At 62.5% G+C, this 20459-nt stretch carries 19 protein-coding genes; 5 read left to right on the top strand and 14 right to left on the bottom strand.

The genetic code is table 11. The annotated features are described in order from the left end of the window. Positions 1-7: 7 nt before the first annotated feature. Entirely contained in the window at positions 8-922 is a 915-nt protein-coding gene (locus tag F3J44_RS13225) for a DUF808 domain-containing protein (RefSeq protein WP_167065414.1), read from the top strand. A 181-nt stretch (positions 923-1103) separates the two neighbouring features. On the opposite strand, the gene F3J44_RS13220 is transcribed toward F3J44_RS13225, so the two are convergent. After that, entirely contained in the window at positions 1104-1820 is a 717-nt protein-coding gene (locus tag F3J44_RS13220; protein WP_240158347.1) for an LTA synthase family protein, read from the bottom strand. Here F3J44_RS13220 and F3J44_RS13215 point away from each other — a divergent pair. After that, positions 1819-2097, top strand: coding sequence for a hypothetical protein (locus F3J44_RS13215; RefSeq protein WP_167273006.1), 279 nt, complete (start codon positions 1819-1821; stop codon positions 2095-2097). The genes F3J44_RS13220 and F3J44_RS13215 overlap by 2 nt on opposite strands. Positions 2098-2161: 64 nt before the next feature. Here the strand turns inward: F3J44_RS13215 and F3J44_RS13210 are convergent, their stop codons facing one another. The 7 genes from F3J44_RS13210 to puuE all read right to left on the bottom strand — a co-directional run bounded on the left by F3J44_RS13210 (position 2162) and on the right by puuE (position 9172). Next, positions 2162-2944 (bottom strand): outer membrane protein OmpK, encoded by a 783-nt coding sequence (locus F3J44_RS13210; RefSeq protein ID WP_167065420.1) that lies wholly within the window; start codon positions 2942-2944, stop codon positions 2162-2164. A gap of 354 nt (positions 2945-3298) precedes the next feature. Then, positions 3299-4084 carry an outer membrane protein OmpK gene (locus F3J44_RS13205; RefSeq protein ID WP_167273003.1) on the bottom strand — a complete coding sequence of 262 codons (786 nt, stop codon included), beginning with the start codon at positions 4082-4084 and terminating at the stop codon, positions 3299-3301. A 144-nt stretch (positions 4085-4228) separates the two neighbouring features. Further along, the gene (locus F3J44_RS13200) at positions 4229-5584 is read right to left on the bottom strand and encodes a nucleobase:cation symporter-2 family protein (RefSeq protein ID WP_167273000.1); all 1356 of its coding nucleotides are present in this window, start codon (positions 5582-5584) and stop codon (positions 4229-4231) included. A gap of 212 nt (positions 5585-5796) precedes the next feature. Continuing rightward, on the bottom strand, positions 5797-7125 hold the full coding sequence (locus tag F3J44_RS13195) for a urate hydroxylase PuuD (RefSeq protein ID WP_167065429.1): 1329 nt from the start codon (positions 7123-7125) through the stop codon (positions 5797-5799). Positions 7126-7170: 45 nt separating this feature from the next. After that, positions 7171-7674, bottom strand: a complete 504-nt coding sequence (locus F3J44_RS13190) for an ureidoglycolate lyase (protein ID WP_167065432.1) — start codon at positions 7672-7674, stop codon at positions 7171-7173. Positions 7675-7730: 56 nt separating this feature from the next. Then, positions 7731-8246, bottom strand: coding sequence for a 2-oxo-4-hydroxy-4-carboxy-5-ureidoimidazoline decarboxylase (gene uraD, locus F3J44_RS13185; RefSeq protein ID WP_167065435.1), 516 nt, complete (start codon positions 8244-8246; stop codon positions 7731-7733). Next, entirely contained in the window at positions 8246-9172 is a 927-nt protein-coding gene (gene puuE, locus F3J44_RS13180) for an allantoinase PuuE (RefSeq protein WP_167065438.1), read from the bottom strand. Before puuE ends, uraD begins: the two co-directional genes overlap by 1 nt. Before the next feature lie 376 nt (positions 9173-9548). Between puuE and uraH the strand changes: the two genes are divergently transcribed. After that, positions 9549-9902 (top strand): hydroxyisourate hydrolase, encoded by a 354-nt coding sequence (gene uraH, locus F3J44_RS13175; RefSeq protein ID WP_054884130.1) that lies wholly within the window; start codon positions 9549-9551, stop codon positions 9900-9902. 60 nt (positions 9903-9962) lie between these two features. On the opposite strand, the gene F3J44_RS13170 is transcribed toward uraH, so the two are convergent. After that, positions 9963-10703 (bottom strand): RHS repeat-associated core domain-containing protein, encoded by a 741-nt coding sequence (locus F3J44_RS13170; RefSeq protein ID WP_167272997.1) that lies wholly within the window; start codon positions 10701-10703, stop codon positions 9963-9965. Between the two features lie 150 nt (positions 10704-10853). Further along, positions 10854-12203 carry an NCS2 family permease gene (locus F3J44_RS13165; protein ID WP_167065444.1) on the bottom strand — a complete coding sequence of 450 codons (1350 nt, stop codon included), beginning with the start codon at positions 12201-12203 and terminating at the stop codon, positions 10854-10856. A 284-nt stretch (positions 12204-12487) separates the two neighbouring features. Here F3J44_RS13165 and F3J44_RS13160 point away from each other — a divergent pair, with 284 nt between their 5' ends. Next, positions 12488-13243, top strand: a complete 756-nt coding sequence (locus F3J44_RS13160) for a GntR family transcriptional regulator (protein ID WP_167272995.1) — start codon at positions 12488-12490, stop codon at positions 13241-13243. Positions 13244-13376: 133 nt separating this feature from the next. Here F3J44_RS13160 and guaD read toward each other — a convergent pair whose 3' ends face one another. The 4 genes from guaD to xdhA form a co-directional block, all read right to left on the bottom strand. Continuing rightward, the gene (guaD, locus tag F3J44_RS13155; RefSeq protein WP_167272992.1) at positions 13377-14681 is read right to left on the bottom strand and encodes a guanine deaminase; all 1305 of its coding nucleotides are present in this window, start codon (positions 14679-14681) and stop codon (positions 13377-13379) included. A gap of 10 nt (positions 14682-14691) precedes the next feature. Continuing rightward, on the bottom strand, positions 14692-15537 hold the full coding sequence (gene xdhC, locus F3J44_RS13150; protein ID WP_167065453.1) for a xanthine dehydrogenase accessory protein XdhC: 846 nt from the start codon (positions 15535-15537) through the stop codon (positions 14692-14694). Between the two features lie 148 nt (positions 15538-15685). Further along, complete coding sequence (xdhB, locus tag F3J44_RS13145; RefSeq protein ID WP_167272989.1) at positions 15686-18085, bottom strand: xanthine dehydrogenase molybdopterin binding subunit; 2400 nt, start codon at positions 18083-18085, stop codon at positions 15686-15688. After that, positions 18078-19532, bottom strand: coding sequence for a xanthine dehydrogenase small subunit (xdhA, locus tag F3J44_RS13140; RefSeq protein WP_167272985.1), 1455 nt, complete (start codon positions 19530-19532; stop codon positions 18078-18080). Before xdhA ends, xdhB begins: the two co-directional genes overlap by 8 nt. Before the next feature lie 267 nt (positions 19533-19799). Here xdhA and F3J44_RS13135 point away from each other — a divergent pair, with 267 nt between their 5' ends. Continuing rightward, a complete protein-coding gene (locus F3J44_RS13135) occupies positions 19800-20459 on the top strand; it encodes a GntR family transcriptional regulator (protein ID WP_167065470.1) in 660 nt (219 codons plus the stop codon).

Here is a 20459-nt window from a genome sequence, read left to right as displayed (position 1 = left end):
TTTACCCATGGCGGCCAGCAGCCTGCTCGTATTGATCGACGATATCGCCACGGTGCTCGACGATGTGTCGGTAATGACCAAGGTCGCGGCGAAGAAAACCGCTGGGGTGCTGGGCGACGACCTGGCGCTGAACGCCCAGCAGGTCACTGGTGTACGCGCTGACCGTGAGCTGCCGGTGGTGTGGGCGGTGTGCAAAGGCTCGCTGATGAACAAGGCGATCCTGGTGCCAGCGGCGCTGCTGATTAGCGCGTTCATTCCCTGGGCTGTGACGCCGCTGCTGATGCTCGGTGGCGCCTACCTGTGTTTCGAAGGCTTCGAGAAGCTGGCGCACAAGTTCCTGCACAGCCAGGAAGAGGATGACGCCCAGCATGCGGCGCGCAAGGAGGCAGTGGCCGATGCCAATGTCGACCTGGTGGCGTTCGAGAAGGCCAAGATCAAGGGCGCGGTGCGCACCGACTTCATTCTTTCGGCAGAAATCATCGCCATTACCCTGGGGATTGTCGCCGAATCGCCGTTGGGCCAGCAGGTGATCGTGCTGTCGGGTATTGCGGTGGTGATGACCATTGGCGTGTATGGCCTGGTGGGTGGGATCGTCAAGCTCGATGACCTGGGGTTGTGGATGACCCAGACGTCTTCAAGGCTGGCCCGTTCGGTAGGCAGCGGCATCTTGCGGGCGGCGCCGTACATGATGAAGGGGTTGTCGGTGGTTGGCACCGCGGCGATGTTCCTGGTGGGCGGCGGCATTCTGGTGCATGGGGTGGCGCCGTTGCATCACGCGGTGGAGGCGTTCAGCGAGGGGCGCGGCGGGGCGTTGACCAGTGGCTTGCTCAATGGCCTGGCTGGGGTGATGGCTGGCGCGGTGGTGCTGGCCGTGGTGGCGGTCGCTGGGAAATTGTGGCGCCTGGTTCGCCCGGCAAATTGAGGGGACAAGCCCCGCAGCTCGAACCTGGTAGGAGCGAGCGTAGCTCGCGATGGGGCGCGCAGCGGCCCCGTTTTTTCCGTTTCGCGGCACAGGATGCCGGGGCTGCTTTGCAGCCCATCGCGAGCTGCGCTCGCTCCTACCAGGTCCAGTATCAGGGGTGAAAATGCGATTTTCTGTGCGGCTAGCGGCGGGCCGCGACATCCTGCTGTTCAGCCTTCCACGCCAGCCGCCCACGGCTGAAGCCATAGGCGGCACTCTGGTAATAGGCGATAGCCCGCCGAACCAGCGGGTTGTCACCGGTCACCGTGGTTTCCCGGCTGTTGCCCAGCGCATCCTCATGCACCCGCATGCCACCGCGGGGGCTGAGGATGGCCAGGTCCTTGCCATCGAACAGCCCCAGGTGCTGGTAGTTACCGATCAGCACACACGCAGGCAGGGCATCGCCCTTGAGCAAGTCGCGGCCAAAGAAGGTCGAGGTGTAGTCGGCGCCCAGCAGGCCCAGCAGGGTCGGCGCCAGGTCGATCTGGCTGGCCAGCTGGTTGTCCTCGCGCGGCGCGATCAGCTTCGGTGCGTAGATGAACAGCGGTATCTGGTAGTTGCTCACCGGCAGGTCCTCCATTCCCGCGCTGCCGGCAGTGTGGTCGGCGACGAAGACGAACCAGGTGTCGTCGAACCACGGCTTGAGCCTGGCGGCCTGCAGGAACTGGGCAATGGCATGGTCGGTGTACTTCACCGCACCTTCGCGGCCATCGCCTGACGGGATGTCGATACGGCCATCGGGGTAGGTATAAGGGCGGTGGTTCGATGTGGTCATCAGTTGCAGGAAGAACGGTTGCTGCCTGGCATGGTCGGCATCGGCCAGCTTCAGTGTTTGCCGGTACAGGTCCTCGTCGGCCATGCCCCAGGCGTTCTTGAAGCTGATGTCCTGGAGTGCTTTAGGGCTGGGCCTTCTGGTGCGTGGCACGGGCGCATCGGCGCTGTTGCGCTGCGTCACGATGCTGGGTGTAGCGCTACTGGTATGCGCGCTGATGCTGGTGCTGGATATCTGGCGGGTGCTGGAACAACACGAAGTCGAGGGTGCCTTGCTGTGCCTGGGCGTATTGTTGCCGGCTGGGTTGCCGCTGGCCTGGAAGGCAAGTTTAATGGCAAGTAAGTTACAACTTAAAAAGGTGTAAGCAAAGGCTTACATCGGAACGTAACAGCACCGTTGATGAACGGTGCTGTGACGGTTCAGTTCACTTAGAAGTGCACTTTCACCAACAGGCTGGCGGTGTTCTGGTCGGTGGTGAAACCGTCGCTGTCCTTGATGCCGTACTTATCTTTCCAGTAATCGTATTCGATACCCACGTACAGTTGCTTCTCGCCCAGGTGCAAGGCCTTGCCCAGGTCGTACTTGATCTGCGGGTTGAAGTGCAGGTTGGCGTGGTAGGTGCCGTGGCGATTTTCGTCGTTGTCCACCACCCAGTCCATGAAGCCATCGATCAGCACATCGGACGAACCCACGGGGATGGTGTAGGACCATACCGGGGTGATCTGCCAGATGTTCTTGCCGGCGCGGCTGCCATCGGGAATACGGTTGTAGAAGTTCAGCTGGAAGTAGTCGAAGCCTGGGATGGCCAGGTCGAAGCCTGGGCCGATCAGGTACGAATCGACATCACCTTCGCCGAACTCGTACGTGGCGGCCAGCAGCACGTCCTTGACCGGGCCGAACTCCAGCTTCTGGTCGAAGATCTTGCCGAACGACAGGCGCGGGCTGAACTCACCGTAGTAGGTGTTGGGGCCGTTGCTGGCGTCTTTCTTGCCCTGGTAGAAAATCTTGTCGATGAACAGGAAGTTGTCACCGTACTTCCAGGCGTCGGCGTGCTCGAAGGTGAAGGTCTGTTGGGTGTCCGGGTTGACCTTGAAGTTCTTGCCCCACAGGTAGGTCAGGCTGTTGTTCTGCCACTGCAGCAGGTCACCGGCGTAGGTGGTGCCGCAGGCCAGCAGGCCGCCGGCGAGAATCAGGCTGTTGATGGTACGCATTGCGAGTGTCGCTCCCTTGATTGATCTGTTGTCAGCGCTCGTGATGGCGCCTGTTTGTTGTCTTTTGAGTCAGCTTTTTTCGATTGGCCACAGTTTATTGGCAAGCGCTGCGCCAACTTTCCGGGTTAGCTGCAACCTTCCTGCTCGACTCGTTCTGAACGGATGAAAATGGGTATCTCAGGCTGGCAACACGTTGGCCAACCGCCCGAATTCATTGACTGAGCGGTCAGTAAACGCAGGCAGGATCCATCCTGCCCTGATCGAGGGGGCGCGCAGATTACTGGCTTGCGCGCCGCGCCTCAAGTGCTCCTTCCTGGCGCACTGTGATTCAAACCTGGGCGTTCGATCAAGTTTTTAGAAATGGACCTTGATCAACGCACTGGCGACACTCTGGTTACTCTGCAAATTGCCACGGCTGTCGATGCCGTACTTGTCTTTCCAGTAGCTGTATTCGAAGCCGACGTAGAGCTGCTTGGCGCCCAGGTTCAGGGCCTTGCCCAGGTCATACTTGACCTGCGGGTTGAAGTGCAGGTTGGCGTGGTAGGTGCCGCGGCTGTTCTGGTCGTTGTCGGTGACCCAGTCCATGTAACCGTCGATCAGAATGTCGGATTTGCCCACCGGGATGGTGTAGGACCAACCGGGGGTGATCTGCCAGACGTCGTCACCGGGGCGGCCGCCTTCGGTGTTGCGCAGGTAGAAGTTCAAGGTGAAATAGTTGAAGCCGGGAATATCCAGGTCGAAGCCGGGGCCGATCAGGTAGGCCTCGTTGTCGCCTTCGCCGCGCTCGTAGGTCATCGCCAGCAGCACGTCCTTGACCGGGCCGAAGGCCAGCTTGCGGTCGAGGATCTTGCCGAACGACAGGCGCGGGCTGAATTCGCCGTAGTAGGTGTCTTCGCCTTTGCTGCGGTCAGCTTTGCCGTTGTAGAAAATCTTGTCGACGAAGAAGAAGGTGTCGCCGTACTTCCATTTGTTGGCGTGCTCGAAGGTGATGGTCTGCTGGATATTGGGGTTGATCTTGAAGTCCTTGCCGTACAGGTACGTCAGGCTTTCGCCGTGCCACAGCAGCCAATCGCCTGCATGCGCGGGGAGGGTGGCCAGCAGGCTGCTGCCCAGCAGCAGGGATGAGGTGATGCGCTTCATGTTGTGATTCCCGGACTTATTGTTTTTGTTGGCGGTTTTTTCGGCGCGCAGGCGCCCCGAGCGGCCCATTCCGGCGGGTCGACGGTCAAGCGGTTACTGCATGAAGTAAGAAGGGGCGGCAAACTGCGCCGCCCCTGGACGGGCTCAGTGCTCGTGGCAGGCTTCGTTGTGCACGGCGCGCTCGGCACCCCCGAGGATGTTGAACAACACGTTCAGCACCAGGGCACTGATCGTGGCCATGGCGATGCCGCTGTGGGTGATGGGTTCCATCCACTGGGGCATCTGCGAGAAGAACGCCGGCTTCACCACCGGAATCAGGCCAAAGCCTATGCTTACCGCCACCAGCAGCTGGTTGCGGCGGTCGCCGATGTCGGCTTCCTGAAGGATCTTGATGCCGGTGGCGGTGACCATGCCGAACATGGCGATGGACGCGCCGCCCAGTACCGCAGGCGGAATCGAGGCGATCAGGAAGGCCGCCTTGGGCAGCAGGCTGAGCAGGATCAGCAGGCCGCCGGCAGTGACCGTGACATAACGGCAGCGCACACCCGTCATTTGCACCAGGCCAATGTTCTGGGCGAACGAGGAGTGGGTGAAGGTGTTGAAGAACCCGGCGATGAACGATGCACCGGCATCGCACAACAGGCCGCGACGCAGCATCCCGGGGGTAACCTCGCGATCCGTCACCTTGCCCAGGGCCAGGAACATGCCGGTGGACTCGACGAAGATGATCACCACCACCAGGCACATCGACAGGATCGGCGCCAGGCTGAAGGTCGGCATGCCGAAGTGCAGGGGGGTGACCACCTGCAACCACGGCGTTTCGGCCAGCCCCGAGAGGTCGACCATGCCGATGGAGCCGGCCAGGATGTAACCCAGGCCCATGCCCACCAGCACCGACACGTTGACCCAGAAGCCGCGCATGAAGCGGTTGATCAACAGGATCACCGCCAGCACCAGGCTGGCCACCAGCAGGTAGATCGGCGAGCCGAAGGTGGTCGCTTGCTGGCCGCCGCCGGCCCAATCGACCGCCACCGGGAACAGCGACAGGCCAATGGAGGTGATCACCGTACCGGTGACCAGTGGCGGGAAGAAGCGCACCACCTTGGACATGAACGGCGCGACCAGCATGCCGAAGAACCCGGCAGCGATGGTTGCGCCGAAGATGCCCTGCAGGCCGACGCCGGGCATGCCGGCCATGGCCACCATGCTGCCGACGGCGGCGAAACTGGCACCCATCATCACCGGCATGCGGATCCCGACCGGGCCGATGCCGAACGACTGGATGATGGTAGCGACGCCAGCGACCAGCAGGTCGGCGTTGATCAGGAAAGCGACTTCTTCGCGAGACAACCCGGCGGCCTGGCCGATGATCAGTGGCACGGCAATCGCGCCTCCGTACATCAGCAGCACATGTTGCAGGCCAACCAGGATCAGTTGGAACAGGGACAGAGGCTGTCGCGGCGGCGCAACTGGAATGTACGCCTTGCGGGACTCGGACATGCAGCACCTCGAGTTTTGTTTTTATTCTCGGATCCAAGCGCCGGTTGCAGGCGCCAGGCCCGGTGAAGGCAGCCTGGGGTTCGCGCTTGCGGTCGAACGCTCGATGCTTGCTTGTTGCATGAAACGGTAAGTGCGAGGCCGGGCATGCCGGCCTCTTCGCGGCGCAAGGCCGCTCCTACAAAGGCGCGCGGACGCCTTCGCAGGAGGGTGGGTCAGTTGACCTGGGCGCCTTTGGCGATCCAGTCACCGACCAGCTTGCGCTCCTCGGCGGTCATCTGGGTGATGTTGCCCAGCGGCATGATCTGGCTGGCGACCGCTTGCGCCTGGATGCGCGCGGCCTGGGCCTGGATCTGTTGCGGGGTGTCGAACATCACGCCGGCAGGGGCTGCGCTGAACAGTGGGCTGGTCGGCTTGGCCGAGTGGCACACGCTGCAGCGTTCCTGGATGACCTTGTGGATCTTGTCGAAGTCGCCACCGGCGGCCTGTGCAGTCGCCTGGGCCGGGGCCTCGGCGGGTGCTGCTGGTGCTTCGGCGGCCTTGGCGGCTTCCTCGGCGCGCAGCTCGGCTGCGGTCTTGCCACCCACGGCGGTAGCCGGCAGTGGTTGGTACTCGACCTTCGCGGCGGCTTGCTCCGGGCTGGTTGGCAGCGGCTTGGGGCCGGTGACGTAGGCCAGGCAGATCATTGCCAGGGCACCGACCGGCAGGGTCCAGGCGTACTTGTTGCTGTCGTGGCGGGTGTTGAAGTAGTGGCGGATCAGAACCGCGGCTACTGCGATACCGGCCAGGATCAGCCAGTTGTACTGGCTACCGTAGGTGCTCGGGAAGTGGTTGCTGATCATGATGAACAGCACCGGCAGGGTGAAGTAGTTGTTGTGGCGCGAACGCAGCAGGCCCTTGGCCGGCAGTACCGGGTCAGGCGTCTGGTTGTTCTCGATCGCCGCCACCAGCTGGCGCTGGGCCGGCATGATGATGCGGAACACGTTGCCGACCATGATGGTGCCGATGATCGCACCGGTGTGCAGGTACGCACCACGGCCGCTGAACACCAGGCTGAAGCCGAAGCAGGCCGCGATGATCAGCACGAACAGCACGGCGCCCAGCAGGGCAGGGTGCTTGCCCAGGGGCGAGTCGCACAGGAAGTCGTAGATGAACCAGCCGGCCACCAGCGAACCGATACCGATGGCCACGCCTTCGGCACCGCTCAGGGTGCTGCCAGGTGCCAGCAGGTACAGGCTAGGGTTCCAGTAGAACACCACGCACAGCAGGGCGATACCGGACATCCAGGTGAAGTAGGCTTCCCATTTGAACCAGTGCAGGTTCTCGGGCATTTTCGGGGGCGCGAGCTTGTATTTCTCCAGGTGGTAGATACCACCGCCGTGAATCGCCCAGAGATCACCCGACAACCCATCGCGCGGGTTGCTGCGGTTCAGGTGGTTCTCCAGCCAGACGAAGTAGAACGATGCACCGATCCAGGCGACACCGGTGATCATGTGAACCCAGCGAATGCTCAGGTTCAGCCATTCGTGAAGGTGTGCTTCCACAGTATGTACCTCTGCCGGTCACCGTGAACGATGACCGACCTTTTCTTATTGGTGGGGATTGAGGATCAGCATCTGTTCCTCGGTGAAGTAATGCTCATCGCAGTTGTTGCCAGAACCACTGCGATCAACCACCAGGAAGTCATCCCGCTTTTCGATCGTCAGCACCGGGTGGTGCCAGACGCCGCGATGGTAATTAACGCCCTGCCTGCCGTTACTACGGAAGGCGCGGACCAAGCCTGATACAGGTGCATCGCCAACCGGCGCGACCACGATCAGAAAGGGGTTGCCGAGCAGCGGAATGAAAGCCTGGCTGCCCAGCGGATGGCGCTCCAGCATGCGCACGGTCAGCGGCATGTCCAGCGCATCGGCGCGGAAGATGCTGATGATCGCCTTGTCTTCAGGCTCGGCGGTTTCCACCGTGGCGAGCTTGTGAAAACGCATGGTCGAGCCGTTGTTGATCATGAAGTGGTCGCTGCCATCGGTTTCGATCACGTCTCCGAATTCGGCGAAGGCTTCTTTGGTCAGGGGCTCGATCATCAGGGTGCGCATGGGGTTATCTCTTCTATGTTCGTTGTTCTGGATAAGGCTCTAACGTTGCGGCAGCGTTACAGCTGCAGCAGGCGGAACAGGGCGATCAGGTTGATCTGCGCCAGGGCTTCCTTGAATTCGGCATCGGCGTCGTTGTGGATGCGTTTTTCGAAGGCGGCAAGGATCTGGTGCCGATTGCTGCCTTTTACCGCCATGATGAACGGGAACTGGAACTTGGCCTTGTAGGCGTCGTTCAGTTCGGTGAACCGGGCGAATTCCTCGGCGGTGCACTGGTGGATACCGGCGCCGGCCTGTTCGTTGGTGCTCGATTCGGTCAGCTCGCCCTGGATGGCGGCCTTGCCGGCCAGGTCCGGGTGAGCGTTGATCAGTGCCAGTTGGTCCGCGTGGTTGGCGCTGAGCAGGATGTCGCTCATGCGCTGGTGCAGCGCCTCGATCTCGTCCAGCTCGGCCAGTTGGCCCAGGTCGTAGGCTTTTTCGGCCACCCACGGCGAGTGCTCGTAGATGTCGGCGAAGGCCTTGACGAAGGCGTCACGGCTGAGGGTGGAGGGCTTGAGGGTGTTGAAGGCGGTCATCAGGCGTTCTCTTTCTTGTACGGGTGGGTGGCGTGCCAGTGGCGGGCGATGTCCACGCGACGGGCGAACCAGACCTGCTCGTGGCTCTTGGCGTAGTCGACGAAACGCTTGAGCGCAGCCAGGCGCGCCGGGCGGCCGACCAGGCGGCAGTGCAGGCCGATGGACAGCATCTTCGGCGCTTCGGCACCTTCGGCGTAGAGCACGTCGAAGGCGTCCTTGAGGTACTGGAAGAACTGCTCGCCGCAGTTGAAGCCCTGTACCTGGGTGAAGCGCATGTCGTTGGTGTCCAGGGTGTAGGGGATCACCAGGTGCGGCTTGCCGGTGGGGTTGTTCGGCTCCCAGTAGGGCAGGTCGTCGTCGTAGGTGTCGCTGTCGTACAGGAAACCGCCTTCTTCCATCACCAGGCGGCGGGTGTTCGGGCCGGTACGGCCGGTGTACCAGCCCAGCGGGCGCTCGCCGGTCAGTTCGGTGAGGATGCGGATGGCTTCGAGCATGTGCTCGCGTTCCTGGGCCTCGTCCATGTTCTGGTAGTCGATCCAGCGGTAGCCGTGGCTGCAGATCTCGTGGCCGGCTTCGGCCATGGCGCGGATCACGTCGGGGTGGCGCTGGGCGGCCATGGCCACGGCGAAGATGGTCAGTGGCACGCCGCTGTCCTTGAACAGCTTGAGCAAGCGCCACACGCCGGCGCGGCTGCCGTACTCGTAGAGCGATTCCATGCTCATGTTGCGCGCGCCCTGCAGGGGCTGGGCGGCTACCATTTCCGACAGGAAGGCTTCGGATTCCTTGTCACCGTGCAGGATGTTGCGCTCGCCGCCTTCTTCGTAGTTGAGGACGAAAGACAGCGCGATGCGAGCGTTGCCCGGCCATTGCGGGTGAGGAGGGTTGTTGCCGTAACCGATCAGGTCGCGAGGGTAGTCAGCGCTCACTGCAGTCTTCCTTCTTGTGTGTTGGTGCGGGGTGGGCGGGCCGCGTCGGGATGTCGCACCACCGGATGGGCTGATTGTATACAACTTCTGAAATCTTTTGTAAGCCTGTTTTTCCGCATTTCTTCCCTTTTGTCGCCTGGTAATCCGTTGCAAGAAACCTGCCTGGTTGGTCAGATTAGATTCTTGGTGTCGGCATCGTGCCTGTATTTGCGACTGGTGGCCTGTTTCTGGGGGTTGCGACGGAAGGGCTCAAAAAATTGTGTACAATCTGGCAATGAAATGTCTTAATGGCGTCATTCCCGCACATCGCAGGCCCCGTTTCGGGGCGCAAGCTGTGTATTTTTTGCCCATAGAATGAACAAGAGGCGACAAGCAGATGGGACGTTTGACCACACACGTACTGGATGCCGCGCATGGCTGCCCGGGCAGCTCGATCAAGGTCGAGCTGTACCGCGTCGAAGGCCAGCAACTGGAATTGGTGAACACTGCCCTGACCAACAGCGATGGCCGCGTCGATGCGCCGCTGCTGCAGGGGGATGACTACCGTACTGGCGTCTACCAGCTGCAATTCAGCGCTGGCGCCTATTACCGTGCCCGCGGCGTGCAGCTGCCGGACACGGCCTTTTTGGATGTTGTCGTGCTGCGCTTCGGCATTGATGAAAAGCAGGAGCACTACCATGTGCCGCTGCTGATCTCGCCGTACAGCTATTCGACCTATCGCGGAAGCTAGTTGGTCGCTAGAAGAATCTTCGTAGGTCCTTTGGCCCGCTCCCACACTGGCGGGCTTTTTTTATTTGCGAATGTTGGATTGCTGATTTGCCGGGACGGACAGTACTCGGCCGGTCTTGTAGCCCGAATGAACCGTTGCGCCTACCATGAGGCCGCCAGCGGAATTAAAGGCAAGCCCTACAGCTGCAGCCCCCGCCGCTTCAGGTTGACCCTGCTTCCATGCTTGCGCTGCCACTTCGCCCCACTCAAACGCGGAGCCGAAAAACAGCGTGGGCTCGCTCAAACTCTGTTTCTTCAGTCGGTTTGGACTGGTCGAGGCATTCCACGAACGCTGGATATAGCTGTCAGCCTTCCACTCAGGAATGCTGTTATCCCCATTGCTACCCAGTGCTTTATTGATGGACGCGGTGGCTTGGCCCCACAGCGAGGAGGTGTCGACGTTGTGGTGTAATCGTTTGCGGGTAGGGGAGAATTGTTCAGTCGGCACATCGCCGGGAATGAATATATTTGTGAGCGTTTTCGTGATCCCTTTGAAGAACGGGCTGCTCCCCTTGGGATCGGTGAAATTTATGGGGTCTCCCAAGCAGTAGGCATAAGCATTCAACCCACCTTCCCTGAAGGGGCTGTAACGGTCGGGGTTCAAGAACCGCATCAGAGCAGGGTTGAATGCCCTGGTTCCATTGCCTAGTGCGTACAGGCGGGAAACCGTATCTTGGAACTCACCATTGAAGCCGAGCAGGCTTTTGTTGATCTGGCTATGGCCATAGGGGGCGAAAATGCTCACGGCAATAGCATTGTTCATGGAGCGATCCTCCTCGACAGTGCTTGGTGAGAAGTTGTAGCAGTCCCCACCACAAGCTGCACCTGACAAAAATATCAGGCTGACATGGACAGGGAGTGGCGCTGAAAATAACAAAGGACGCCGAGGCGCCCTTTGTGGGTGTTGCGGGGGTTAGAGAAACACAAACTTGGCAATGAAAATCGCGCACAGCACCCACAGGCTGGCCGAGATTTCCTTGTACTTGCCGGTCCCCGCCTTCAGCGCCACATAGCTGATAAAGCCCAGGGCAATACCATCGGCGACCGAGAAGGTCAGCGGCATCATGATTACCGTGACGATTGCCGGAATGCTGTCGGTGGCTTCATCCCAATGGATGTGGGCCATGCTGCCCATCATCAGCATCGCCACGTAGATCAGCGCACCGGCAGTCGCGTAGGCCGGAATCATCCCGGCCAGCGGGGCGAAGAACATCGCCGCGACGAACAGCAGGCCGACCACTACAGCCGTGAGGCCGGTTCGGCCGCCCGCCGCAACGCCTGCCGCACTTTCCACGTAGCTGGTTACAGGTGGCACGCCGACCACCGCGCCGAACACGCTGGAGGCGCTATCGGCCTTCAGTGCCCGCGACAGGTTTTCGATGCGCCCGTCCGGTGCCACCAGGTTGGCCCGTTGCGCAACGCCCATCAGCGTGCCGGCGGTGTCGAACATGTGCACGAAGAGGAACGCCAGCACCACGCTGATCATGCTGACGTTGAACACGCCGGCCACGTCCATGGCCATCCAGGTCGGGGCCAGGCTTGGCGGCATCGACATCACCCCGCCGAACTTCACCAGCCCCAGGCCCCAACCGGCCAGGGTGACGCCGATGATGCTGATCAGGATCGCGCCGAACACCCGCTTGTAGCTGAGAATGGCGATCAGCAGGAAACACAGCGCCGCCAGCAGTGGCCCAGGCTCATGCAGCGAGCCCAGCTTGATCAGGGTGGCCGGGCTGTCGACGATGATGCCGGCCGTTTTCAGGCCGATCAGCCCGAGAAACAAGCCGACCCCGGCGCCCATGGCATGGCGCAGGCTGACGGGGATGCTGTTGAGCAGCCACTCGCGCACCCGCGACAAGGTCAGCAACATGAACAGCACGCCCGAGACGAACACCGCCCCCAGCGCCGTTTCCCAGTTGTAACCCATGGTGCCGACCACGGTGTAGGTGAAGAAGGCGTTCAGCCCCATGCCCGGCGCCAGGCCCACCGGCCAGTTGGCGTACAGGCCCATCAGCAGGCAGCCCAGCGCGGCGGCGATGCAGGTGGCGACGAAGGCGGCACCATGGTCGATGCCGGCGTCGGCCATGATGTTGGGGTTGACGAAGATGATGTAGGCCATGGTGATGAAGGTGGTCACCCCGGCAATCAGCTCGGTCTTGACGGTGCTGCCATGTTGCTTGAGTTTGAAAATCCGCTCCAGCCAACTCGTTTCGAGCGGTGGTGCGAGATCCAGCGTAGGGGCTTCGGATTTGCGGCTTTCCACAGCGAGTACTCCTCAAGTCTTTCTTGTTGTTGTTGGAGCCAGGTTCCTGCGCATTGCACTTGGCGGCTCCACGAGGGAAGGCAGACGTCCGACCGGTTAGTTGACTCATGGGTCAAGAAGTTGCTGGGTGGATTATGCTTTTGTGTACAAAGAATGCAAATAATGTTTTATCTTTTGTGTGCGCAATGCGTCGTACAACGGCTATATAGGCAAAACGCCCCCTGCTCAATCGCCTCAGCCTGTGTACAATGGCGACATACTTTCTCTTCGTGCTTCGAGAGCCCATGAACGAACAGCTGCAACCTCTGAAGAAACCTGCGCGTGCCGGCAAGGCTGGCCGCAGTGGTACCCAGGACGACATCGTCTACGCGCACATCTTCGAGGCGATCCTCGAGCAGCGCCTGGCGCCAGGCACCAAGTTGAGCGAGGAAGCGCTGGGCGAGATCTTTGGCGTCAGCCGCACCATCATCCGCCGTGCGCTGTCGCGCCTGGCCCACGAAAGCGTGGTGCTGCTGCGGCCCAACCGCGGTGCGGTGGTGGCCAGCCCGACGGTGGAGGAGGCGCGCCAGGTGTTCTTCTCGCGGCGCATGGTCGAGCGGGCGATCACCGAGCTTGCGGTGCAGCACGCCACCCCCGAGCAATTGAACGAACTGCGCCAGATGGTGCGCGAGGAGCGCGACAGCTTCTCCCGTGGCGACCGGGGTGCCGGCATTCGCCTGTCCGGCGAATTCCACCTCAAGCTGGCCGAGGCCGCGGGCAATGCGCCGCTGGTAAGCTTCCAGCGCAGCCTGGTGTCGCAAACGTCGTTGATCATCGCCCAGTATGAAAGCGGCAACCGTTCGCATTGCTCCTATGACGAGCACATGCAACTGATCGACGCCATCGAAGCGCGCAACGCCGAGCAGGCGGTCAGCCTGATGATGCACCACATGGACCATATCGACAGCAAGCTCAACCTCGACGAGGAAAGCGCGTCGGACGACCTGCATGCGGTGTTCTCGCACCTGCTGAAAAAACCCAAGGCTTCGGCCAAGAGTTGATCGTTTGCCTGGATGATTGAAGGGGCTGCTTTGCAGCCCATTCGCGGGGCAAGCCCGCTCCTACAGGGGATTACGGTTCCTTGTAGGAGCGGGCTTGCCCCGCGAATGGGCCGCAAAGCGGCCCCTTGCATTTTCAGCGCTGATGCACACAACGCCCAGCCGCGTAGGTTTCCCGCACCGTGCGGTCATCCCCCAGGGTTGTAAGCACGAACAACGTTTCCTCGATGCTCTTCGACTGCGCAATACGGTAATCCAGCAACGGCGTGGCCTTGTAGTCGAGCACCACGAAATCGGCATCGTTACCCGCCCGCAAGCTGCCGATACGGTCATCCAGGCGCAGTGCCCGCGCACCGCCCAGGGTGGCCAGGTACAGCGACTTGAACGGGTGCAGCCGCGCGCCCTGCAACTGCATCACCTTGTACGCCTCGTTCAACGTGTTCAGCAGCGAGAAGCTGGTGCCGGCACCCACGTCGGTGCCCAGGCCCACATTGACCTTGAAACGCTCGGCCTGGGGCAGGTTGAACAGCCCGCTGCCCAGGAACAGGTTCGAGGTTGGGCAGAACGCCACCGCCGAGCCGGTTTCCGCCAGGCGCTGGCATTCGCTGTCGCACAGGTGCACGCCATGGGCGAACACCGAGCGCTCGCTCAGCAGTTCGAAGTGGTCGTAGACGTCCAGGTAGCCTTTCTGCTCGGGGAACAGTTCCTTGACCCAGTCGATCTCCTTGAGGTTTTCCGACAAGTGAGTGTGCAGGTACAGGCCCGGGTATTCCTTGAGCAACTGCCCGGCCAGGGCCAGTTGCTCGGGGGTGCTGGTGGGGGCGAAGCGCGGGGTGATGGCGTAGTGCAGGCGGCCCTTGCCGTGCCAGCGCTCAATCAGTTGCTTGCTTTCGCGGTAGCCGGATTCTGCAGTGTCGGTCAGGTAGTCCGGGGCGTTGCGGTCCATCATCACCTTGCCGGCGATCATCCGCAGGTCCAGGCGTTCGGCCTCTTCGAACAGGGCATTGACCGACTGCGGGTGCACGCTGCCGAACACCAGCGCGGTGGTGGTGCCGTTGCGCAGCAGTTCCTCAACGAAAATTTTCGCCACCTTGTCGGCGTGGTCCTTGTCGGCGAACTGCTTCTCGCAGGGGAAAGTGTAGGTGTTGAGCCAATCCAGCAACTGCTCGCCGTAGGAGCCGATCATGCCGGTTTGCGGGAAATGGATATGGGTGTCGATGAAGCCTGGGGTAATCAGGGCATCCTGGTAGTGCACCACCTCGATGTCGGCGGCCAGGCTCGGCAGCAGCTCGCTGGCTGGGCCAACGGCGCTGATGCGGCCGTCGTCGATCACCAGCAGGCCGTCTTCGAAATACTCATGGGAGGCTTGCAGGCCAACCTCGGCCGGGTCGGCGATGCTGTGCAGGATAGCGGCACGGTAGGCTTTGCGGGTAACGGTCATAACACACTCGTCAAAGGGCTGGGCTGCGCCGGGAGGGCGGCAGCAACTGGGCAATGGGGCCGGCGTTGGCGGCAGCGTCATGCTGGCCGAAGCAGGCGTTGTAGGTGGCAATGATTTCACCGGCGATGGACACGGCAATTTCGATCGGCAGCTTGCCCTTGACCTCGGCCAGGCCCATCGGGCAGCGCATGCGCGCCAGGGTTGCGTCGTCGTAGCCGCGCTCGCGCAGGCGGTGCTCGAACTTGACCCGTTTGGTCTTCGAGCCGATCAGGCCGAACCAGGTGAAATCGTTGCGCTTGAGAATGGCGGCGGTCAGTTCCAGGTCGAGCTGGTGGTTGTGGGTCATGACGATGCAGTAGCTGCCTGGCGGCAGCTCGGCCACTTCGTCGACCGGTTCCTCACTGACCACCTTGGTCACCCCGTGGGGGATGAGTTCGGGGAATTCCTGTTCACGCGAGTCGACCCAGCGCACCCGGCAGGGCAGCGCGGCGAGCAAGGGTACCAGAGCCCGGCCAACATGGCCCGCGCCGAACACGGTGATCTGCGCCTGCACCGCTGCCATCGGCTCGAACAGCAGCACGGTGGCGCCACCACAGCACTGGCCGAGGCTGGCCCCCAGGCTGAAGCGCTCCAGGTGCGGGGTGGTGCGGTGTTCTTCGAGCATCAGCCGAGCGATGTGCAGGGCCTTATACTCAAGGTGCCCGCCACCGATGGTGTCGAACAGGCCGGTGGCGCTGACGACCATCTTCGAGCCGGCATTGCGCGGGGTAGAACCGCGCTCCTCGATGATGGTCACCAGCACGCAGGCTTCGCCACGGGACTGGTGGTCGGCGAGGGCGTTGATCCATTGGTGCATGTTTCAATTCCTCTTCAAGGCAACCCGGCCCGCTTTTCGGTAGGAGCGACCAGAGGTCGCGATGGGGCGCGCAGCGGCCCCGACCTGCTTCATTCAGGCACAAGGCCCTATCGCGACCTGCGGTCGCTCCTACAGGAAAAGCGGGTTGTCAGTGACTCACGGTTTCCAGTTGTGGCTCGGCAGGTTGCGTGGCCGCTGCCGCCTTGCGCATCTGCTCGCAGCCCCACAGCACCCGCTCCGGCGTTGCCGGTGCATCCACCAGGGGTTGCACACGGTAGTCGGCAATGCTGGCCACCGCGTCCTTGATCGCGCACCAGGCCGCGATGCCGAGCATGAACGGCGGCTCGCCCACGGCCTTGGAGTGGAACACAGTGTCTTCGGGGTTCTTGCGGTTTTCCACCAGCTTCACCCGCATGTCCAGCGGCATGTCGGCCACCGCCGGGATCTTGTAGCTGGCCGGGCCATTGGTCATCAGCTTGCCCTTGGCGTTCCACACCAGCTCCTCGGTGGTCAGCCAACCCATGCCCTGGATGAAACCGCCTTCCACCTGGCCGATGTCGATGGCCGGGTTCAGCGAATCGCCCACGTCGTGCAGGATGTCGGCACGCAGCATCTTGTACTCGCCGGTGAGGGTGTCGACGATCACCTCCACGCAGGCTGCGCCAAAGGCAAAGTAGTAGAACGGCCGGCCGCGGGCCTGGCTGCGGTCGTAGTAGATCTTCGGCGTGCGGTAGAAGCCGGTGCTCGACAGCGACACCTGGCCGAAGTAAGCCTGCTGCACCAGTTGCTCGAAGCTCAGCAACTGGTCGCGCACGCGCACATGGCCGTTGCGAAACTCCACGTCTTCCTCGGTAACCTGGTAGTGCCGTGCAGCGAACTCGGTGAGGCGCTTCTTGAGGATTTCGGCGGCGTTCTGCGCCGCCTTGCCGTTCAGGTCGGCACCGCTGGAAGCAGCGGTGGGTGACGTGTTGGGCACCTTGTCGGTATTGGTGGCGGTGATCTGGATGCGGCTGAAATCCACCTGGAACACCTGCGCCACCACCTGCGCCACCTTGGTATTGAGGCCCTGGCCCATTTCGGTGCCGCCGTGGTTCAGGTGGATGCTGCCGTCGGTATAGATGTGAATCAGGGCACCTGCCTGGTTGAGGAAGGTGGCGGTGAACGAGATGCCGAACTTCACCGGGGTCAGCGCCAGGCCTTTCTTGAGCACCGGGCTGTTGGCGTTGAAGCGGCGGATCGACTCGCGGCGCTCGGCGTAATCGCTGCTGGCCTCCAGCTCTGCGGTCATTTCTTCGAGCATGTTGTGCTCGACGGTCTGGTAGTAGTGGGTGACGTTGCGCTCGGTCTTGCCGTAGTAGTTGGCCTTGCGCACCGCCAGCGGGTCACGGCCCAGGTGACGGGCGATGTGGTCCATTACCTGCTCGATGGCAACCATCCCCTGTGGCCCGCCAAAGCCGCGGTAGGCGGTGTTGGAGGCGGTGTTGGTCTTGCAGCGGTGGCCATGGACCGTGGCATCGCCCAGGTAGTAGGCGTTGTCGGAGTGGAACATGGCGCGGTCGACGATCGAGCCGGACAGGTCGGGCGAATAACCGCAGTTGCCGGCCAGGTCGAAGTTGATGCCGTGCAGGCGGCCATCGTCGTCGAAGCCGACGTCGTACTCCACGTAGAACGGGTGGCGCTTGCCGGTCATGGTCATGTCTTCGACCCGTGGCAGGCGCATCTTGGTCGGCTGGCCGGTCAGGCGTGCGATCACCGCGCACAGGCACGCGGGGCTGGCGGCCTGGGTTTCCTTGCCGCCAAAACCGCCGCCCATGCGGCGCATGTCCAGCACCACCTTGTTCATCGGCACATCGAGCACTTCGGCCACCAGCTTCTGCACTTCGGTGGGGTTCTGGGTGGAGCAGTAGACGATCATGCCGCCGTCTTCGGTCGGCATCACCGAGGAAATCTGCGTTTCCAGGTAGAAGTGCTCCTGGCCACCGATGTGCAGGCTGCCCTGCAGGCGGTGCGGGGCGCTGGCCAGGGCGGCGGCGGAGTCACCGCGCTGGTGGGTGTGGCTGTCGAGCACGAAGTGCTTCTTGCGCAGCGCCTCGACCACGTCCAGCACCGGCTCCAGGTCTTCGTACTCGATGATCGCCGCCAGCGCCGCGCGGCGCGCGGTGTCCAGGTCGCGGGCGGCCACGGCAAGCACCGGCTGGCCGAAGAACTCCACCTTGTCGATGGCCAGCAGTGGGTCGCCGGCGACCACTGGGCCGATGTCCTTCAGGCCTGGGATGTCTTCGTGGGTAATGGCGATGCGCACCCCCTCGAAGGCGTAGCAGGGCGTGGTGTCGATGCGCAGGATGCGGGCATGGGCACGGTCAGCCGTGCGCGCATACACGTGCAACTGGTTGGGGAATTCCAGGCGGTCGTCGATGTACACCGCTTCGCCGGACACGTGCTTGTCGGCGCTGTCGTGCTTGACGCTGCGGCCAACCCCGGTGGCCAGGTCCTGGCTGAACAGTTCGGCCATCTCGGCCTGGCTTTTGGCTACGTGATGGTCAGACATAGTCGGTCACCCGGGTTTCGATGTAAGGCGTTTGCTGTTCGATGAAGTACTTGCGCAGCAGGTTCTGCGCGGTCAGCAGGCGGTATTCCTTGCTGGCGCGAAAATCGCTGAGCGGGCTGAAGTCCTCGGCCAGGGCCTGGCAGGCGCGCTCGATGCTGGCCGGGTTCCACGGTTTGCCGCGCAGGGCCGCTTCGCAGGCGCGGGCACGCTTGGGGATCGCGGCCATGCCGCCGAAGGCGATGCGCACGCCACTGACCACACCGTTCTCGATGCTCAGGTTGAAGGCGCCGCACACGGCGGAAATATCGTCGTCCAGGCGCTTGGACACTTTATAGGCACGGAAGGCCCAGTCGTTGCTGGCGCGGGGCACGATGACCTTCTCGATGAACTCGCTGTCCTGGCGGGCCGTGATGCGGTAGTCGATGAAGTAGTCTTCCAGCGGCATCACCCGCTGGCGCTCGCCCTGGCGCAGGACGATCTGTGCATCCAGGGCGATCAGCAGGGGCGGGGAGTCACCGATGGGCGAGGCATTGCCGATGTTGCCGCCCAGGGTGCCCTGGTTGCGGATTTGCAGCGAGGCGAAGCGGTGCAGCAGGTCGCCGAAGTCGGGGTACTCGGCGTTGAGTGCGCCGTAGCAGTCGGTGAGCGGGGTGGCGGCGCCGATTTCCAGGTGGCTGGCGGTCTTGTCGATGCGCTTGAGCTCGGCAACATGGCCAACGTAGATCATCACCGGCAGGGTCTTGTGGAACTGGGTCACTTCCAGCGCCAGGTCGGTGCCGCCGGCCAGCAGGCGCGCTTCGGGGTGCGAACTGTACAGGTCGGCCAGGTCGGCCACGGTCAGTGGCACCAGGCAGCGCTTGTCACCGCTGTTGAGCTCGCCGGTCTGGCTGGGGGCGATGGCCTTCAGGCGGGCGATGGTCTGCGCCTGCTGGGCGTCGAACTGGTCACGGCAAGGCTGGCGGCAGCTTTGCTCGGCCGCGTCGAGAATCGGCCGGTAACCGGTGCAGCGGCACAGGTTGCCAGCCAGGGCTTCCTGGGCCTGGTGCAGGTCGTGGCCCTGGCTGTTCTTCTGCAGGGCGAACAGCGACATCACGAAGCCTGGGGTGCAGAACCCGCACTGCGAGCCATGGCAGTCGGCCATGGCCTGTTGCACGCTGTGCAGTTGGCCCTGGTGCTTGAGGCCTTCGACACTGATCAGTTGCTTGCCATGCAGGGCGGAAACGAACGTCAGGCATGAGTTGAGGCTGCGATAGCGCAGGCTGTCTTCACCCTGGGCATCCTCGACCAGCTCACCCACCACCACGGTGCAGGCGCCGCAGTCACCGCTGGCGCAGCCTTCCTTGGTGCCGGGTTGGCCCAGGTGCTCGCGCAGGTACTGCAGCACCGTCATGTTCGGGTCCAGGGCGTGCTCGCTATGCAGCGCCTGGTTGACAAGAAACTGGATCACGGGGGTGGCCTCGCAATGGTTTTATTGTTGTTGGGCGGACAATAAGCAGGCCTGACACAGCGGTCAACAATTTTCTGACTCAAAGGTCAAGAAGTGCCCCGTGCCAATGCCCGGCCCAACGCCGTACCCTTGTCTGAAGCATAGATCGCGCCGGTCGCCGGGTTGTCTGGCGGGTCAAATAAACCACCGCCGCCCTCTGCGCGTGCGCTGGCCAATTACGCTACAATCGCCCCCTTGTGCCCAGTTCAATGATTTTGAAGGAAAACCATGACGTTCAAGGCGCCGGACAGCCTCTCCGAGCAGATTGCCGACTACCTGGCCGAACGCATCATCCGCGGCGAACTCGCCCCGGGTGAACGCATCCAGGAGCAGAAGGTTACCCAGGCCCTCAGCGTCAGCCGGGGCTCGGTGCGCGAAGCGCTATTGATCCTGGAACGCCGCCACCTGATCGCGATTCTGCCGCGCCGTGGCGCCCATGTGACCGAGCTGGACGAGCGCAGCGTGCGCAGCCTGTGCACCCTGATGGGCGAGTTCTACATCCTGCTGGGCAATGCGGTTGCACAAAAGTGGCGCCTCGAGGCCGACCTGCGCCCGTTCCTGGACATCCAGCAACGCCTGCGCCAGGCCCGTGAGCAGCAGGACATCAAGGTGTTCGTCGCCGAAAGCTTCGCGGTGATGCGCGCGGCCTACCCCTTCGCCGACAACCCCTACCTGCAGGAAACCGTGGAAAACCTGCAGCCGGCCATGAGCCGCGCCTACTACCTGGCCCTGGACCAGCGCCAGGCCAACATGGACGACTACCTCGACCTGTTCGCCCGCCTGCTCGAAGCCGTGGTCGCCCGCGACCTGCCGCGCATCCGCGAGGTGCTTACCGCCTATGGCCAGCGCAGTTGCGAGCTGGTGCTGGCGGCATTGGCCCGGGCCTGA

Source organism: Pantoea sp. Tr-811, from assembly GCF_011752535.1.
Lineage (GTDB): Bacteria > Pseudomonadota > Gammaproteobacteria > Pseudomonadales > Pseudomonadaceae > Aquipseudomonas.
This window is presented reverse-complemented; position numbering and strand designations above follow the sequence as displayed.

What these genes read in the sequence shown, in the direction of transcription:
- F3J44_RS13225 (WP_167065414.1), top strand. Translation starts at nt 8, where the DNA reads ATGGCGGCCAGCAGCCTGCTCGTATTGATCGACGATATCGCCACGGTG.
- F3J44_RS13215 (WP_167273006.1), top strand. Translation starts at nt 1,819, where the DNA reads ATGCCCCAGGCGTTCTTGAAGCTGATGTCCTGGAGTGCTTTAGGGCTG.
- F3J44_RS13220 (WP_240158347.1), bottom strand. Translation starts at nt 1,820, where the DNA reads ATGGCCGACGAGGACCTGTACCGGCAAACACTGAAGCTGGCCGATGCC.
- F3J44_RS13210 (WP_167065420.1), bottom strand. Translation starts at nt 2,944, where the DNA reads ATGCGTACCATCAACAGCCTGATTCTCGCCGGCGGCCTGCTGGCCTGC.
- F3J44_RS13205 (WP_167273003.1), bottom strand. Translation starts at nt 4,084, where the DNA reads ATGAAGCGCATCACCTCATCCCTGCTGCTGGGCAGCAGCCTGCTGGCC.
- F3J44_RS13200 (WP_167273000.1), bottom strand. Translation starts at nt 5,584, where the DNA reads ATGTCCGAGTCCCGCAAGGCGTACATTCCAGTTGCGCCGCCGCGACAG.
- F3J44_RS13190 (WP_167065432.1), bottom strand. Translation starts at nt 7,674, where the DNA reads ATGCGCACCCTGATGATCGAGCCCCTGACCAAAGAAGCCTTCGCCGAA.
- uraD (WP_167065435.1), bottom strand. Translation starts at nt 8,246, where the DNA reads ATGACCGCCTTCAACACCCTCAAGCCCTCCACCCTCAGCCGTGACGCC.
- uraH (WP_054884130.1), top strand. Translation starts at nt 9,549, where the DNA reads ATGGGACGTTTGACCACACACGTACTGGATGCCGCGCATGGCTGCCCG.
- F3J44_RS13170 (WP_167272997.1), bottom strand. Translation starts at nt 10,703, where the DNA reads ATGAACAATGCTATTGCCGTGAGCATTTTCGCCCCCTATGGCCATAGC.
- F3J44_RS13160 (WP_167272995.1), top strand. Translation starts at nt 12,488, where the DNA reads ATGAACGAACAGCTGCAACCTCTGAAGAAACCTGCGCGTGCCGGCAAG.
- guaD (WP_167272992.1), bottom strand. Translation starts at nt 14,681, where the DNA reads ATGACCGTTACCCGCAAAGCCTACCGTGCCGCTATCCTGCACAGCATC.
- xdhC (WP_167065453.1), bottom strand. Translation starts at nt 15,537, where the DNA reads ATGCACCAATGGATCAACGCCCTCGCCGACCACCAGTCCCGTGGCGAA.
- xdhB (WP_167272989.1), bottom strand. Translation starts at nt 18,085, where the DNA reads ATGTCTGACCATCACGTAGCCAAAAGCCAGGCCGAGATGGCCGAACTG.
- F3J44_RS13135 (WP_167065470.1), top strand. Translation starts at nt 19,800, where the DNA reads ATGACGTTCAAGGCGCCGGACAGCCTCTCCGAGCAGATTGCCGACTAC.